The organism is Paraburkholderia oxyphila NBRC 105797 (assembly GCF_000685075.1).
In the GTDB taxonomy this organism is placed as follows: domain Bacteria; phylum Pseudomonadota; class Gammaproteobacteria; order Burkholderiales; family Burkholderiaceae; genus Paraburkholderia; species Paraburkholderia oxyphila.
This window is the reverse complement of sequence record NZ_BAYD01000040.1, coordinates 71,578-85,420: the sequence shown is the minus strand read 5'-3', so window position 1 is coordinate 85,420 and position 13,843 is coordinate 71,578. Positions and strand designations below refer to the sequence as shown.

General features: G+C 61.3%; 10 protein-coding genes. 5 read left to right on the top strand and 5 right to left on the bottom strand.

Going from position 1 to position 13,843, the window contains the following annotated elements; genetic code table 11:
- Positions 1-129: 129 nt before the first annotated feature.
- Together BO1_RS23920 and BO1_RS23915 are read right to left on the bottom strand one after the other, a co-directional pair.
- Complete coding sequence (locus BO1_RS23920; protein WP_028219715.1) at positions 130-864, bottom strand: LrgB family protein; 735 nt, start codon at positions 862-864, stop codon at positions 130-132.
- The gene (locus tag BO1_RS23915) at positions 861-1,232 is read right to left on the bottom strand and encodes a CidA/LrgA family protein (protein ID WP_028219714.1); all 372 of its coding nucleotides are present in this window, start codon (positions 1,230-1,232) and stop codon (positions 861-863) included. The genes BO1_RS23920 and BO1_RS23915 overlap by 4 nt, the downstream gene beginning before the upstream one ends.
- Before the next feature lie 543 nt (positions 1,233-1,775).
- Between BO1_RS23915 and BO1_RS23910 the strand changes: the two genes are divergently transcribed.
- The 5 genes from BO1_RS23910 to BO1_RS52465 all read left to right on the top strand — a co-directional run bounded on the left by BO1_RS23910 (position 1,776) and on the right by BO1_RS52465 (position 9,572).
- On the top strand, positions 1,776-2,072 hold the full coding sequence (locus BO1_RS23910; protein WP_028219713.1) for a XapX domain-containing protein: 297 nt from the start codon (positions 1,776-1,778) through the stop codon (positions 2,070-2,072).
- Positions 2,069-3,961, top strand: coding sequence for an amidohydrolase (locus tag BO1_RS23905; RefSeq protein WP_028219712.1), 1,893 nt, complete (start codon positions 2,069-2,071; stop codon positions 3,959-3,961). Before BO1_RS23910 ends, BO1_RS23905 begins: the two co-directional genes overlap by 4 nt.
- 220 nt (positions 3,962-4,181) lie before the next feature.
- Entirely contained in the window at positions 4,182-5,081 is a 900-nt protein-coding gene (locus BO1_RS23900) for a glyoxalase/bleomycin resistance/dioxygenase family protein (protein WP_028219711.1), read from the top strand.
- Positions 5,082-5,495: 414 nt separating this feature from the next.
- Positions 5,496-6,500 (top strand): helix-turn-helix domain-containing protein, encoded by a 1,005-nt coding sequence (locus tag BO1_RS23895; protein WP_028219710.1) that lies wholly within the window; start codon positions 5,496-5,498, stop codon positions 6,498-6,500.
- Between the two features lie 141 nt (positions 6,501-6,641).
- On the top strand, positions 6,642-9,572 hold the full coding sequence (locus tag BO1_RS52465; protein WP_156992374.1) for an ATP-binding protein: 2,931 nt from the start codon (positions 6,642-6,644) through the stop codon (positions 9,570-9,572).
- Here the strand turns inward: BO1_RS52465 and BO1_RS52460 are convergent.
- From BO1_RS52460 to BO1_RS52450, 3 genes are read right to left on the bottom strand one after another with little or no spacing between them, the layout of a single operon-like run.
- Positions 9,500-11,020 carry an efflux transporter outer membrane subunit gene (locus BO1_RS52460; RefSeq protein WP_052409575.1) on the bottom strand — a complete coding sequence of 507 codons (1,521 nt, stop codon included), beginning with the start codon at positions 11,018-11,020 and terminating at the stop codon, positions 9,500-9,502. The two genes, BO1_RS52465 and BO1_RS52460, sit on opposite strands and share 73 nt — an antisense overlap.
- Positions 10,999-12,150, bottom strand: coding sequence for an HlyD family secretion protein (locus BO1_RS52455; protein WP_156992373.1), 1,152 nt, complete (start codon positions 12,148-12,150; stop codon positions 10,999-11,001). The genes BO1_RS52460 and BO1_RS52455 overlap by 22 nt, the downstream gene beginning before the upstream one ends.
- 51 nt (positions 12,151-12,201) lie before the next feature.
- Positions 12,202-13,818 (bottom strand): MFS transporter, encoded by a 1,617-nt coding sequence (locus tag BO1_RS52450; protein ID WP_245643886.1) that lies wholly within the window; start codon positions 13,816-13,818, stop codon positions 12,202-12,204.
- Positions 13,819-13,843 lie beyond the last annotated feature (25 nt).

The following is a 13,843-nucleotide window of genomic DNA, read 5'->3' as shown; positions in this document are numbered from 1 at the left end:
TTGTGAACAGAGGTTCTTGCATCTCATCCATTCCGCGCATCGCTCTCGTCCGCCCAAGGTCATGAACACGATATGTCTAACGCACAGCCCGCAGCGCCCGTTTACACCGTATCCAATTTCAACAGCCTGCTAAAGCCATCGCGTGAGAAAAGGCAGCAGTATCGGCACGACGATCGCGGTGAACACGCCGTTCAAGCCCATTCCGAGCCCTGCGAAGGCACCCATTTGTTCACTGACCTGGAAGGCACGTGCGGTACCTATTCCGTGGGACGCCACTCCGAGCGCAAATCCGCGGACCTCGGCCTCGGTAACGCGAAGAAGGTTGAGGATTGGCCGCGCGGTAACCGCACCCAGCACACCGGTGGAAATCACCAATACTGCGGTCAATGAAGGTAAGCCGCCGACTTCGGATGCGACTGCCATCGCAATGGGGGTGGTCGCCGATTTCGGAGCCAGCGAAGAGAGCGTCTGAGCGGAGGCTCCGAGTAATTCCGCGGTGGCGACAGCTGAAACGATCGCTGTCAGGGATCCCGCGGCCAGGCCGGCAATCAGGGGCAGTGCAGCTCGTTTCAGGTTCGACCACTGGCGATAGAGGGGCACTGCCAGGGCCACGGTTGCGGGACCAAGCAGGAAGTGGACGAACTGCGCCCCCTGGAAATATGTGGCATACGGGGTATGCGTGAATTCGAGGAGCGCGACGACGAGCGCAACGGCAATCAATACAGGATTGGCCATCGGATTGTAGTGTGCCTTCGCGTACACCGTCATGGCAAAGAGGTAGGCTAGCAGAGTTAGCGTTAAGCCGAGCAGCGGCGATGCCGCAAGGTAGACCCAGATTGCTCCGATTTTCGGGATGGAGGTCATTGCGCTGCTCCCCTTGTGGCAGCCGTGCGTTGCTGCCGGCGTAAGAGCGCACGGGTCACAAGCGCCGTCACGACGATCGCCAAGGTAGTGCTGACGACGATTGCCGCGACTATCGCAATGATCTGTCCGCTCACCGATCCAGCGGAAGCCATAATGCCGACGCCGGCCGGGATGAAAAGCAAAGATAGATGGCGCAGTAGCTCAAGCGCGGTCGGCTCGATCGCGTTGGCAGTTTGGGGGCGAATTGACAGAAAACCGAGTAACAGGAGCATGCCAATTACGGGGCCTGGTATCGGCAGCTTGAGGACATACGACACACCCTCGCCAAGGCACTGAAATAACAACAACGAAGCAAGAGCACATAGCATATCCATTATCCGACTCCATCATCGGTGTGAAAGCACGACTCCACGCCTGAACAGTTCTCATGTAGTACGAGGCCCGCAGACTGCCTTGACCGCCGGCTCGTCGACACAACGGCAAGCGAACCAGTCAGTTGTTCACAAAGCCATTCTATTGAACGACACCTGAAAAATCCTTAGGCAAGCTGAGCGGAGCCCACTTGCTCCGAGATACATGGTTCGCCGCGTCGGGACGGCCTGTTCGCGCGTGCGATTATGTTAGATAACGTGCTGGCGTTCGGTACGTGCGCACATCGCATAGAGCTTTGCGCAGCGAAACGTCACCGCTCAGGCAAAGCGATTAATCTTTTCCCTGTCGGCACACACAGGTCGTGGTTGTTCGAGGCATACAGGCCCCAAGTCAACCTAGAGGCCAGTCCTTTTGCACGGGCCGACTTTGCCGCGATGCGTGTTAGTTCGCGGCTTTGTACTCAACTTGGCGCCTTGTCTGCGGCTTCGCGCCGTTTCGCGTTCAATGCATAGCCGGTATGCCATCAGGAGATCGTGCCGATGAAACCGTACATACTTTCTCTCGCCGCCGGTCTTCTGGTCGGCATGGTCTATAGCCTGCTGCACGTACGCTCGCCTGCGCCGCCGCTAGTCGCCCTCGTCGGACTGCTCGGCATCCTTGGTGGTGAGCAGATCATTCCTGTGGCGAAGCAGATGCTCTCTGGTTCAGGTTTTCACACTGCGTGGCAAGAGTCAAAGTGCAACCAGCACCTGTTCGGCTCCCTGCCTGGCGGCCCGCCACTCACCCGACGCACGACGAGCGTCGCCACCACTGACACGCCGGAGAAAAGATCATGACCAGCCCGTCCGTCGATACGCCCGACCTGATCCTGCATAACGGCCGGTTCACGACACTCGACCGCACGAAGCCCGAAGCGACCGCTGTGGCTATCCGCAATGGCGTTTTCACTGCAGTCGGTAGCGAGGGCGAAATCATGCAGCAAGCGGGCGCAGCAACGCGTGTGATCGACTTGCAGGGACAGCGGGTACTTCCGGGTCTCATTGACAATCACCTGCATATCATCCGTGGCGGCCTCAATTTCAACATGGAGCTGCGGTGGGATGGCGTCCGTTCGCTTGCCACCGCGATGGAGATGCTCCGTGCGCAGGTAGCGATTACTCCGCCACCGCAATGGGTACGCGTAGTGGGCGGATTCACGGAACATCAGTTCACTGAGAAGCGTCTGCCGACCATCGACGAACTGAATGCCGTCGCGCCCGATACGCCCGTGTTCCTGCTTCATCTCTATGACCGCGCAATCCTCAACGGAGCGGCGCTGCGCGCAGTGGGGTACACGAAGGACACACCGGAACCCCCGGGCGGCGAAATCGTGCGAGACAGCGCTGGCAATCCGACGGGCCTGCTACTCGCAAAGCCGAATGCGGGAATTCTCTATGCGACCCTTGCGAAGGGACCCAAGCTGCCTCCCGAGTATCAACTGAATTCGACGCGGCATTTCATGCGCGAATTGAACCGCTTGGGCGTGACTGGCGCGATCGACGCGGGGGGCGGATTCCAAAATTACCCCGACGATTACGCGGTGATCCAGAAGCTCTCGGACGAAGGGCTGCTGACTATCCGCCTGGCTTATAACCTCTTCACGCAAAAGCCCAAGGGAGAAAAGGAAGATTTTCTGAACTGGACGAAGACGTCGAAGTACAAGCAGGGCACGGACTATTTTCGCCACAACGGAGCTGGTGAAATGCTGGTCTTTTCCGCAGCCGACTTCGAGGACTTCCGGCAGGCGCGCCCGGATATGACTCCAGAGATGGAAGGGGACCTGGAGGGCGTTGTTCGCATCCTCGCGGAGAATCGTTGGCCGTGGCGCCTGCATGCAACATACGACGAGACGATTAGCCGCGCACTGGACGTATTCGAACGTGTGAACAAGGAGATTCCCCTCGCGGGACTGAATTGGTTCTTTGATCACGCGGAAACGATCGGGGAGCGCTCCATCGATCGCATCGCGGCGCTCGGTGGCGGAGTGGCTGTGCAGCATCGCATGGCCTACCAAGGGGAGTACTTCGTCGAACGCTACGGCGCAGAGGCCGCAGAGGCAACGCCGCCGGTGAAGCACATGATTGAAAGGGGCCTGCGGATCTCTGCGGGCACGGATGCTACACGAGTGGCTTCTTACAACCCATGGGTGTCGCTCTCCTGGCTTGTGAGCGGAAAGACACTCGCGGGACTGCGGATCTATCCGCAGCGCAACTGTCTCGATCGTGAAACGGCGCTGCGCATGTGGACCGAGAACGTGACCTGGTTCTCAAATGAGGAGGGCAAGAAGGGGCGCATAGAGGCGGGACAGTTCGCGGATCTGATCGTACCCGACCGTGATTACATGACGTGCCCCGAGGGGGATATTGTCGATACCACCTCACTCCTGACAATCGTGGGCGGCAAGATTGTATACGGCGCTGGCCCATTTGCGCCGCATGACGCGCCAGTTCCGCCCGCGATGCCCGATTGGTCGCCTGTGCGAGCGTGGGGTGGATATGGCGGCTGGGGAGCCACACAGCGCACAGGAAGCGCGCCACTTCAGCGTGCGGCAGAACTGGCCTGTAGCTGTGCGAAGGCGTGCGGTGTGCACGGCCACGCGCATGCTCGAGCATGGTCGCGCAGCGTACCCACCTCGGACCTTAAGGGCTTCTGGGGAGCGCTCGGCTGCTCTTGTTGGGCTGTCTGAACTTGATAAATCGCTCGCGTCTTGCGATGTGAAAGTGGAGCGGTTAAGTGCGGGCTACTGCCGCTAACGGCGATAGCCCGCATTCGTCGTCTCGGGACCAGGTGTTTTCCCGATGATTTTGCGCTCCGAATTCGCCGCGAACATGCGAGAAGAAGGCGACGTCGGCCTGGATAGATATGACATTTCGCAGACCGCAAGCGCCGATAAGAGGACGATAAAAATGCCTAATCTCCGCGTATGGATAGCAACGCTGCTCGTCGTAGTTGGCGTCGTCGTTTTGTCTCCAGTGAATTCGAAGGCGGCGACAGGGACGTCCTTCGCTGTTGGACCTCAGTACGATACGACGCATGTCTACGTATCGCCCGACGACTTTGACCGCTTCACGGACAGCTTCGTCGCGACGTTCGGAGGCCACAAGTCTCGACAGGGTGTCTTCCAGGTCACGCCGACGCCGAGTCAGACCATGTCGCAGCTCGTCTTTACGCCTGTCGGAACGATATCGGTATTCGGCTTCAAGACACCGGTGCCCTATCCGTTCGGCGCAGAGAGAACAGGCTACCTCGTGAACGATATCGACGCCGCGGTCAAATCCGCCACGGCGCATGGCGCGGACGTGATGGCCGAGACATTTCCTGACCCTATCGGTCGTGATGTGATCATCTCGTGGCCAGGCGGCCTGAATATGCAGTTGTACTGGCACACGCAGGCGCCACATTACGACCCATTGCAGACCGTGCCGGAAAACCGTGTGTATGTTTCGCATGAGCGGGCCGATGCACTCATACGGGATTTCGTCGCGTTTTCACATGGAAAGGTTGTTTCTGACGAGCGGAGTGCCCCCGGCGTGGAGATTGGCCGGCCAGACGAAACATACCGCCGTGTTCGTATCGAATCGGGCTTTGGCAGGATGGTCGTACTCGTGACCGATGGTCACCTGCCATGGCCCTATGGGCGCGAGTTGACAGGATATGAGGTGAGTGACCTTGGCGAAACGCTAAAGAAGGCACAGGCTGCGGGTGTTACCGTGCTGGTGCAGCCATTTAAGGCAGACGGCCGCGAGGCCGCGATCGTTCAGTTCCCGGGAGGGTATATCGCAGAGATTCACGCTGTCGCTCAATGATGCGAGAAATGGAACCACGCCGCGCAGCGGTCGCTCGTGGAGAGTGGAGAGGATAGCGCCGAACTGCTCCGCTGTGTGTTAGCTCGCATTTCGGTATCACAAGCCTACCGAAACAGGGGGCTGGCAAATCTTACGTCTCCGGTGGTGCTGGCGGCGCAACGGCTGGCCATTGCCGGTACATACGTCTGCGGTATGCACTATCATGATGCAAAGCGAATAAGCAAATGCGGAGGCGGCGACCCGTGCTTGTTCAACAATGGGCGGGTGGCACACAGCGCGCGTGGCGGTGCTGTGAGCAAGCAATTTGTCGGGTGAATTGTCTGCGGACACCAGCGGTGAACGGCATTTCGCCGTTATTTTTCGCCCGGATTCCTTTTAGAAGGTTCGCTACCCCGATTCCAAGGAGCGCCCACGGTGTTCAGCGTCTTCGACACGGATGAATTGCCCGCCACTCGCCGCTTCGCGCTGTGGCGTGATCAGGCGTCGAACTTGTTCTTGCCGGTGACGGTGCGCTCCAGCTATGAAGAGGCGTTCCATTATCGAACGGCGCGCAGCGCGATCGACGGGATGCCGATAGGGTCGAGCAGCGTAACGAATCTCAATGTGCGGCGCGAGGCACGTCAGATCGGCGATCCGGACACCTGTCCGTTAAGCATCTACATACCCACAAGCGGCAAGCTTGCTTTCGTGCAGGCTGGCTATGAGCGATGTGTGCGGCCTGGAGAATTATCGTTTATCGATTCTGCGCGACCCTACGAGCAGGACATCGCTAACGACTTCGGCTATGTCTGGTTTCATGTGCCCAAGGATCGTTTGCCCTCCCACTTTAGTCGCGTCGAAGCATTGGCTGGTCTCAAGCTCGAATCGAGCAATCCTTACGCCAAACTGGCGATGGATTTCATCCGCAGCGTTGCCGCCATGGCGGGGCAACTCAATGGCGAGAACGCGCGTAGCATCGGTGAGCAGGCGCTTGACCTCCTCGCCATGGCGGTGGAGCACGATATCGGCACGCCGACACCTGACGGCCAGGCTCGGCGCGCCGCGATCCTGCATTACGCGAAGACCTTTATTGCGCAGAATCTGCCCGACTCCGATCTTTCACTCGATAGGGTGGCGGCCGCACTTGGCGTTTCGTCGCGCTATTTGAGCGGATTGTTCAGCGATGCCGAAACGCCGTACCGGACCTACCTGCGGGAGCTGCGCCTCGAACGGTGCGCACGCGACCTCGCCGCGCCTCGCCTCGCTCATCGAAGCGTGACCGAGGTCGCGCTGTCGTGGGGCTTCGTGGACTCGGCACATTTCAGCCGTTGCTTCAGGGAGCAGTTTGCTTTGTCGCCCAGTGAATATCGTGCGGCTGGCAAAAGTGCGACGCTTTCGTCGGACGATTTGCGCAGTGTGCCGCACGGCAGCGACGAGTAGATCGCCATTGACGGTGCGGGTCGCGATCCAGCCCGTGCGAGTTAAGGCAAGCCATCGTTCCGGTTCAGGCAAGTGTCGGACAAGCGCAGGGGCTACTATGAGAACATCCAGATAGTGGCACACCGCGAGGGTAGATCGTCGATGGTCCAGGTCGGCAAACTGCGGGTTAACCTCGAGCGGAGAGAGGTAACCGAAAACGGCCTTCCGCTGCGCATCGGTTCGCGTGCCTTCGATGTGCTGGAGTTCTTGATCGATGCGAGTGGCTCGCTCGTCTTGAAGGACGAGATTATTAGCCACGTCTGGCCCGATACCGTCGTCGAAGAGAACAACCTGCAGGTTCAGATCGCAGTGCTACGCAAGGCGCTGGGTGAAGATCGCGGCATGATCCGCACGATACCCGGACGCGGCTACCAGTTGGTCGGGTTAGAGCCCGTGAGCGTGGGACCGAGTGGCTCTGCAACGCGTGACCAGCTCCACAATATACCGGCACAGGGCGAACTAATTGGGCGTGAGACAGACGTAGCGGACATCGGTGCGCTGCTAGGCGAGTCACCTGTACTGACGCTCGTTGGCGCAGGCGGCATCGGCAAGACGAGTCTCGCAATCCGCGCGGCACGCGAGTATGGACATCGTTTTGCGGACGGTGTGCGGTACGTAGAGCTGGCGCCGGTGGGCGAACCGGGAGAGGTCGTATCGGCGGCAGCCGAGGCGTGCGGGGTTCGCTTTGCCGACGGCGCGGCGAGTGCCGTATCCTTGGCGCAGCGCCTCGCACGGCAAAAGTGTCTTGTGATACTCGACAACGCGGAGCATGTGGTTGCAGCTGTCGCCGAGTTGGCTGATGCATTAGCCGCATATTACCCAGCGGTCACCGTACTGGCGACAAGCCGGGAACCGCTCAGGATTGCCTCCGAATCGATTTACCGCGTGGAGCCACTCGCCGTCGCGTCTGACGACGCGCCTCTCGAGTACCTGAATACCTGCCCCTCAGTCCAGCTCTTCATGCGGCGGGCGCAGTCGTTGGGGCGCGGTGTCGGGACGGACGAGCGGAACGTGCGGCTCGTCGGCGTGATCTGCCAACGGCTCGACGGCATTCCGCTTGCGATCGAACTGGCAGCGGCGCGTTCTGCAGCGCTAGGAGTGGCGGGCGTCTACGCGCACCTGGACGATCGCCTGCAATTGCTTGCAGGGGGAAAGCGTAACGCATTACCCCGACATCAGACGCTCAGGGCGACCTTCGACTGGAGCTACGCGCTGCTTGATACATCGTCGCGCAAGCTGTTCCGCCGGCTAGGCGTATTCGCCGCCAGATTCACCTTCGAAGCCGCATGCGCGGTCGCCATGGATGACGTTATGACCATGGCCGCGGTCATCTCGGGCATCGGTGAGCTGACGGCAAAGTCCTTGCTCAATGTCGAGTTTGAAGATGACGTCGCGCGTTACCGGCTGTCCGAATCGACCCGCGCCTATGCGCTGGAAAAATTGCAGGACGAGGGCGAGGTTCAGCGTACCGCCGAACGTCATGCGAGGTTTATCCAGCAGAGCTTCGAGGAGTGCCCGCTGGACGGATGTAAAGCCGGGGCGCCGTCGAGACAAATCGATCTCAGACACGCGTTGGACGATGCACGCGATAGCTTCGACTGGGCATTTTCGCCGGTGGGCAATAGTCGGCTTGGCGTCGCTCTCGCAGGGGCGCTGGTGGGGCCGTTGCTCGAGTGCTCCCTCGTGGACGAGTGCTGCGCACGAGCGGGCCGGGCTGTCGATGCGATCGACGCGTTGCCCCCGGACTCGGTGGACCCGGCGTGCGAGATGCATTTGTGTGCAACGCTCGCCTCGACATTGGCAAACACGAAAGGGCCCGTCAGCAGCTCGGCACAGCTCTGGCAGCGGGTGTTGGCACTCGCCTCGCGGACCGGAGATCTCGACTACCAGGCCAAGGCGATCTGGGGTCTTTGGAATACGATGATCTCGCTCGCCGACATGAATACCGCAATGGGCTATGCGATGCGTTACCGCCAGTTTGCGACCGAGCACGGGACGCAATGGCAGCGCATCCTCGGCGATCAGCTCGTTGCGGTCACGTTGCACTGCTTCGGCATGCATGAACAGGCGCGCGTGAATCTCGAGCAAGGTATCCAGCACCTGGAGGCCCTTCAGCATGAGGTCCCGAGGGGCGGCTTGTCCGTGGATCCGCTCATCTTCAGTCACGGGACATTGGCGCGTATCGCCTGGATCCAGGGCGACCCCGACCGCGCGATGAAGATGGTCGAGCAGACAGTCAATCTCGTGCGGACCGAAACACTAGAACCCTCCCTGAGCCATGTGCTGGCGGCGGTCGCTGTGCCGCTCGCCTTGATGACCGGCGATCTGCATTCAGTGGACCGCTATCTGGACGTTTTGCGTTCGCAGGTGGCCCTTCACCGCATGGACATGTGGTGCAAGTATTGCGATTGCCTGAGCGCTCAACGCGACGAGCTGGCCGGAGACGGCAGCCGGTCATTGCCGTCATTCGAAGCGGCCCTCGACGCGCTGCTTGCGCGCGGCTTTCGCCGTGTGCTGACATTGTTCGTCGGCGAATGCGCAGCTTCTCTCGCGCGCTGTGGGCGCGCCGCCGACGCGAAAAGGCGGCTTGCCGATGCGCTCGCCTGGTGCGATGGTCATGGCGAGCAGCTGTTCGTGCCGGAAATCTGGCGTGTGATGGGTATCGTCGAGTTCGAAGAGGCGACACGGTGCGCAACGACCGAGGAGGCCGTCTCGCACGAGGCACGCGCGCGAGGACACTTCGAGACAGCCATTCGCATCGCTGGTGAACATCGGGCATCGATGTGGGCGCTGCGTGCCACCCTGGCGCTCGCGCGGCTGCTTGTCAGGCAGGGCCTGCGCGCTCAAGCTCGCAGCCACCTTCAACCTTTTGCTGCGATTTTCGACCCGCGATCGAGAGCACGTGACATCCGTAATCTCTATGATCTCCTGAGCGAACTGTGCACACCGGCCGAGGTCCATCACGGTTTCGCGGGGGAACTCGAAGCGACCGGAGCAGTGGCGTCGAGCCAACCGCCACCCAATGCCTTGTAAAGCGCCACCAGTGCAATATCCCTGTCACGATCGGTTTGTGCGAGTTTGTCTTCTGCCACGTAAAGAGACCGCTCCGCATCGAGTACCGGAAGAAAGTCGTCCAGGCCCTGGCCGTAAAGTCGTTCTGCTATCTGCACCGCGTCGCGGTCAGCCGAGGTTTCGGCGGCCAGATTCTCGCGACGTACCTTTGCCTGACCATACGCAACCAGCGCCGTCTCGACGTCCCGCAAAGCGCCAAGCACGACACGCCGGTATTGGGCCGCAGCTTCGTCAGTGCTGGCTTCCTGAGCCTGAACCGTGAATCGGACCTTGCCCGCGTCGAAGACAAGCCAGCTGATGGCGGGGCCTATCGAGAGATAGCGGCTTGGTGCGGTGAGAAAGGTCGAGGCGTCGAGACTTTCGAGTCCCGCCGCGCCGGTAAGGTAGAAGTGAGGGTAAAGGTCGGCCTTCGCCTCGCCTATGCGCGCATTCGCCGCCGCGAGGCGCCGCTCCGCAGCGCGAATGTCGGGGCGGCGCTGAAGCAGGTCTGACGGCAAACCGACGGGCACGTCCGTAATCGGCGTGGGAATGGGCTGGGGTGGGTCGAGCTCAGGCAGCAGCGATTCGGGCGGGACACCTACGAGTGCGCCAATCCGGTAGATCGATGCTCGCGCGTCGGTCACGAATGTCGGAATTTCGGCTTCAGTCGCTTCGACTTGCGCCTGTGCCCGCAGCACGTCCAGACGCGAAGCTAGTCCAGCGTCAAACTGGGAGCGCGTGAGCGCGAAGGCGTCACGCTGGATTGACAGGTTTTCCTGAGCAACCGCGAGCCGGCGTTGTGCGCCCCGAAGGGCGACATAGTCGCGGGCGATTTCGCCGTCCAGGGTGAGGACGGCGTCTCCGCGCTCGGCCACGGAAGCCGCGTAAGCCGCATTGGCGGCTTCGATGCGCCGACGCGTCCCGCCGAACACGTCGATTTCCCACGTGGCGTCGAAGCCAGCCTGCCACAGATTGCCGTCGATACCCTGGCCGAGCCCACCGGGTGGTACGCCAACTGGCACGTTCGCGCTGCCATGGGTTCTCGCATAGGCGGCTCCCGCCTCGACCTCGGGATATTCAGCAGCACCGGCCACGCCGCGCAATGCCCGCGCTTCGCGCACTCGCGCTTCGGCCTCCGCGAGATCCGGGGCCGTTTGCTGAGCTTCATCGATCAGATGGTTCAGAACGGGGTCGCCAAAGTTCATCCACCAGGTGCTTTCAAGTGCTGAAGCCGCAGGCGGCGCATTCGAAGTCGATTGTGCTGCTTCGCTGTAGCTGGCCGGCAGGCTTGCTTTGGGCGGGACGTAATCCGGGCCAACCGTACATGCGCCAAGAAAGGCAATGGCGCAGACCAGCGGCGCGGCCAAAACGCGAGACCGCTCGTCTGTGAGTCGCCCCCATGCGATGGCTAGTTCAACAAGCCGAGCCATCTTGGGGGCTCCAGGGTAAAGATACGGGTCTCGACAGACATTCCCGGAGAGATCCAGCGCTGAGCGTCGGCGGAATCGTCGAATACGATTTTCACGGGCACGCGCTGCACGACCTTCACGAAATTACCTGTGGCGTTTTCTGGTGGCAGCAGCGCAAAGCGCGAGCCGGTGCCGCGCTGGATGCTGTCGACGTGTGCGTGCAGTTTGACGCCGGGAAATGCGTCGACGTGAATCGATACTGGCTGACCCGGCCGCACGTGAGTCAATTGCGTTTCCTTATAGTTTGCGATCACATAGAGCCGCTCTGGCACGATGGAGAGCAGCAACTGCCCCGGCTGGACGAAGTTGCCGGGTTCCACACTTTTTCTGGCCACGCTGCCGGTTTCCGGGGCGTAGATCTTCGTGTACGACAGGTTCAATTGCGCCTGGGCAAGTGCCGCGCGTGCCTGTGCGACCGCAGCCTCGGCCGTGAGCGCTTGAGTGCGCGTGAGTTTCGCCGCTGCTTCGGCCGCCTGGATGCTCACCTGCGAGGCTACGACGTTCGCTCCCGTGCTCTGCGCCGCTGCTGTACCTTCGTCGACCCGCTCCGATGACACTGCACGCACGTCTGAAACTGATTGCAGCCGTTTCAGGTTGGAGTCCGCAAGTCTGGAATTCGCTTGCGCGACGTTCAGTTCTGCGCGCTGTTGCGCGATGCGTGCGTCCGCCACCGGAATCTGGTCACGCGCTTCCTGGAGCTTGCTTTCTGCATTGGCCAGATTGGCTTGAGCCTGTGCCAGTGCGACCGCATAATCCCGCGGATCGAGTTCGATCAAGAGTTGCCCCGCGGTTACCGTGCTGTTGTCGTCGAAATTGAGCTGCCGGACGTAGGCCGGCACCTTGGGGATGATCGATACGACGTGTGCATCGACATACGCGTCGTCCGTTTCCTGCTCGTAGAGTCCCGGCAGGAAAAAATACAGCGTGGCGGCGATCAGTACGATGATGCCGATGACCGCAATCAGCCAGGCCCGCCGGTTCGGCTTCGGTGCGCCAGGTGCCGGCTCCTGCGCCGGCTTCTGCGGCCCCGTCGTCGTGCGCGTGTCATTGGGCATCGCTACGGGCGGAGCTTCGCTCATCGCTCCTCCCACGGGGCATGCGTCGCGGTCAGTGGTAAATGTCGCGGTTTCACGGCGATAGTCCTACTTGCCCTGCACAGGGGTAGGCGGAACAATCGGAAGTATGCACAGCGCAACCACGCCCACGACGGCCATGAATGCGAACGCATCTGCGTAGGCGTACGCCGCCGCCTGGCGGGCGCCCTGTTCTGCGAGCAGGCGCACGGCTGCCTGCTGTGCCTCGAAGGGCGCATAACCGCCGTGCGTCGTGAGCGTGCTCGAGACTGTCGAAAGCCATGCTCGCGTCACGATGTTGTCGTGCCGCACGTGTTCGAAGAGGCGCGCTGAATGCAAGGTTTCGCGATGCGAGAGCAAGATCGTCAGCAGGGCGACGCCAAGCGACGCGCCGAACTGGCGAAACGTCATGTACAGCGAAACACCATCGAGGAGCTTGTTCTGCTCGATGCGCGCCACCGTACCGCTACCCACCGCCGGCAATAGCGGTGAGAGGCAGCACGCGTAAAGAAACAGGGGTAAGGCGAAGTACCAGCCGGGTGTCGCGGTGGTCAGAAGACGGTTGCAGATCAGCATCGACATGATCAGCATCGCGAGCGCGAAGGCGATGGCCTTGCGTTGCCCCACGCGCGCGATGAAGCTAACCATGAGCGGCCGTATCGCGGCCGCGCTCAGTGCATAGACGCACATGATCTGGCCGGTCTGGGTGGCGCTGTGCGTATTCGACGCGACATTGCGCAGGAATTCCGGCAGGACGAAGACGCTGCCCGAGAGGATCATGCCAGTGAGCACCCCGAGCAACGCGGACGAGAGCACGTGACGGTCGCGCAGGAGATCGAGACAGAGCAGCGGGGTCCGGTTGACGCTGCTTGTCTGCCACGCGACGAAGAGCACCAACGCCCCGGCGCAGACAAATCCGAGCGTGCGCAACTGTGCCGAGCCGAACCAGTCGTCGATTTCGCCGCGATTGAGTATCACTTGCAGCGCGATCAGCGCGATGGCAAGGAGGACGATCCCAGGCCAGTCGGTGGAGACAAGGCGCTCAGAACCCGACTTGGGCTGGTCGGGGAAGTGCCGTGAGATCAGCCACAATGCGCCGGCGGCGTACACGAGGTTAGGCAAAAATATCAGGCGCCAGTTGGCGTGATCGGTGATGTAGCCACTCGCGAGCAGTCCCGCGGCGCTCGACAGATAGAGCAGCGTCGAGACGCGCATCAGTGAGGGACTGCGCTGAGGTTTGGGCATGAGCACGTAGATGCTGGCGCGCCACCACACGACGAGGCCCGCTGCGGCCAGTCCTTGCAGGGCGCGCCAGAACAACATGGTATCGAGATCAGGCGCGAGAGAGCAGCCGATGGAGGTGGCCGCGAACGCGCATACGGTGCCAAGCAGGAAACGCTTGTAGCCGAAATGGCCCGCCATCCAGATCGATATCGGCACACCGAGAAACAGCGAGCAGCTGTAGACGGTAAGAATCCAGCTGGCCTCGTCGGCGGAAACACCGAGTGTACCCGTGAGGTCCGTGAGGACGAGATTCACGCTGTCGAACGTGTAGAACTCCATTCCCGTCGCGAGTCCGAGGCCGATCAGCAACGCACGGACGTGCTCGGGCGCAGGTGTGGCCGCCGCCGGCTGGAAAGCAGGCGGCGTCCCGGGAGCGCCGTTCGAAATGGCCGTCTGGTCCATGGGCAACGGGCGCGAGAGCCTGTCG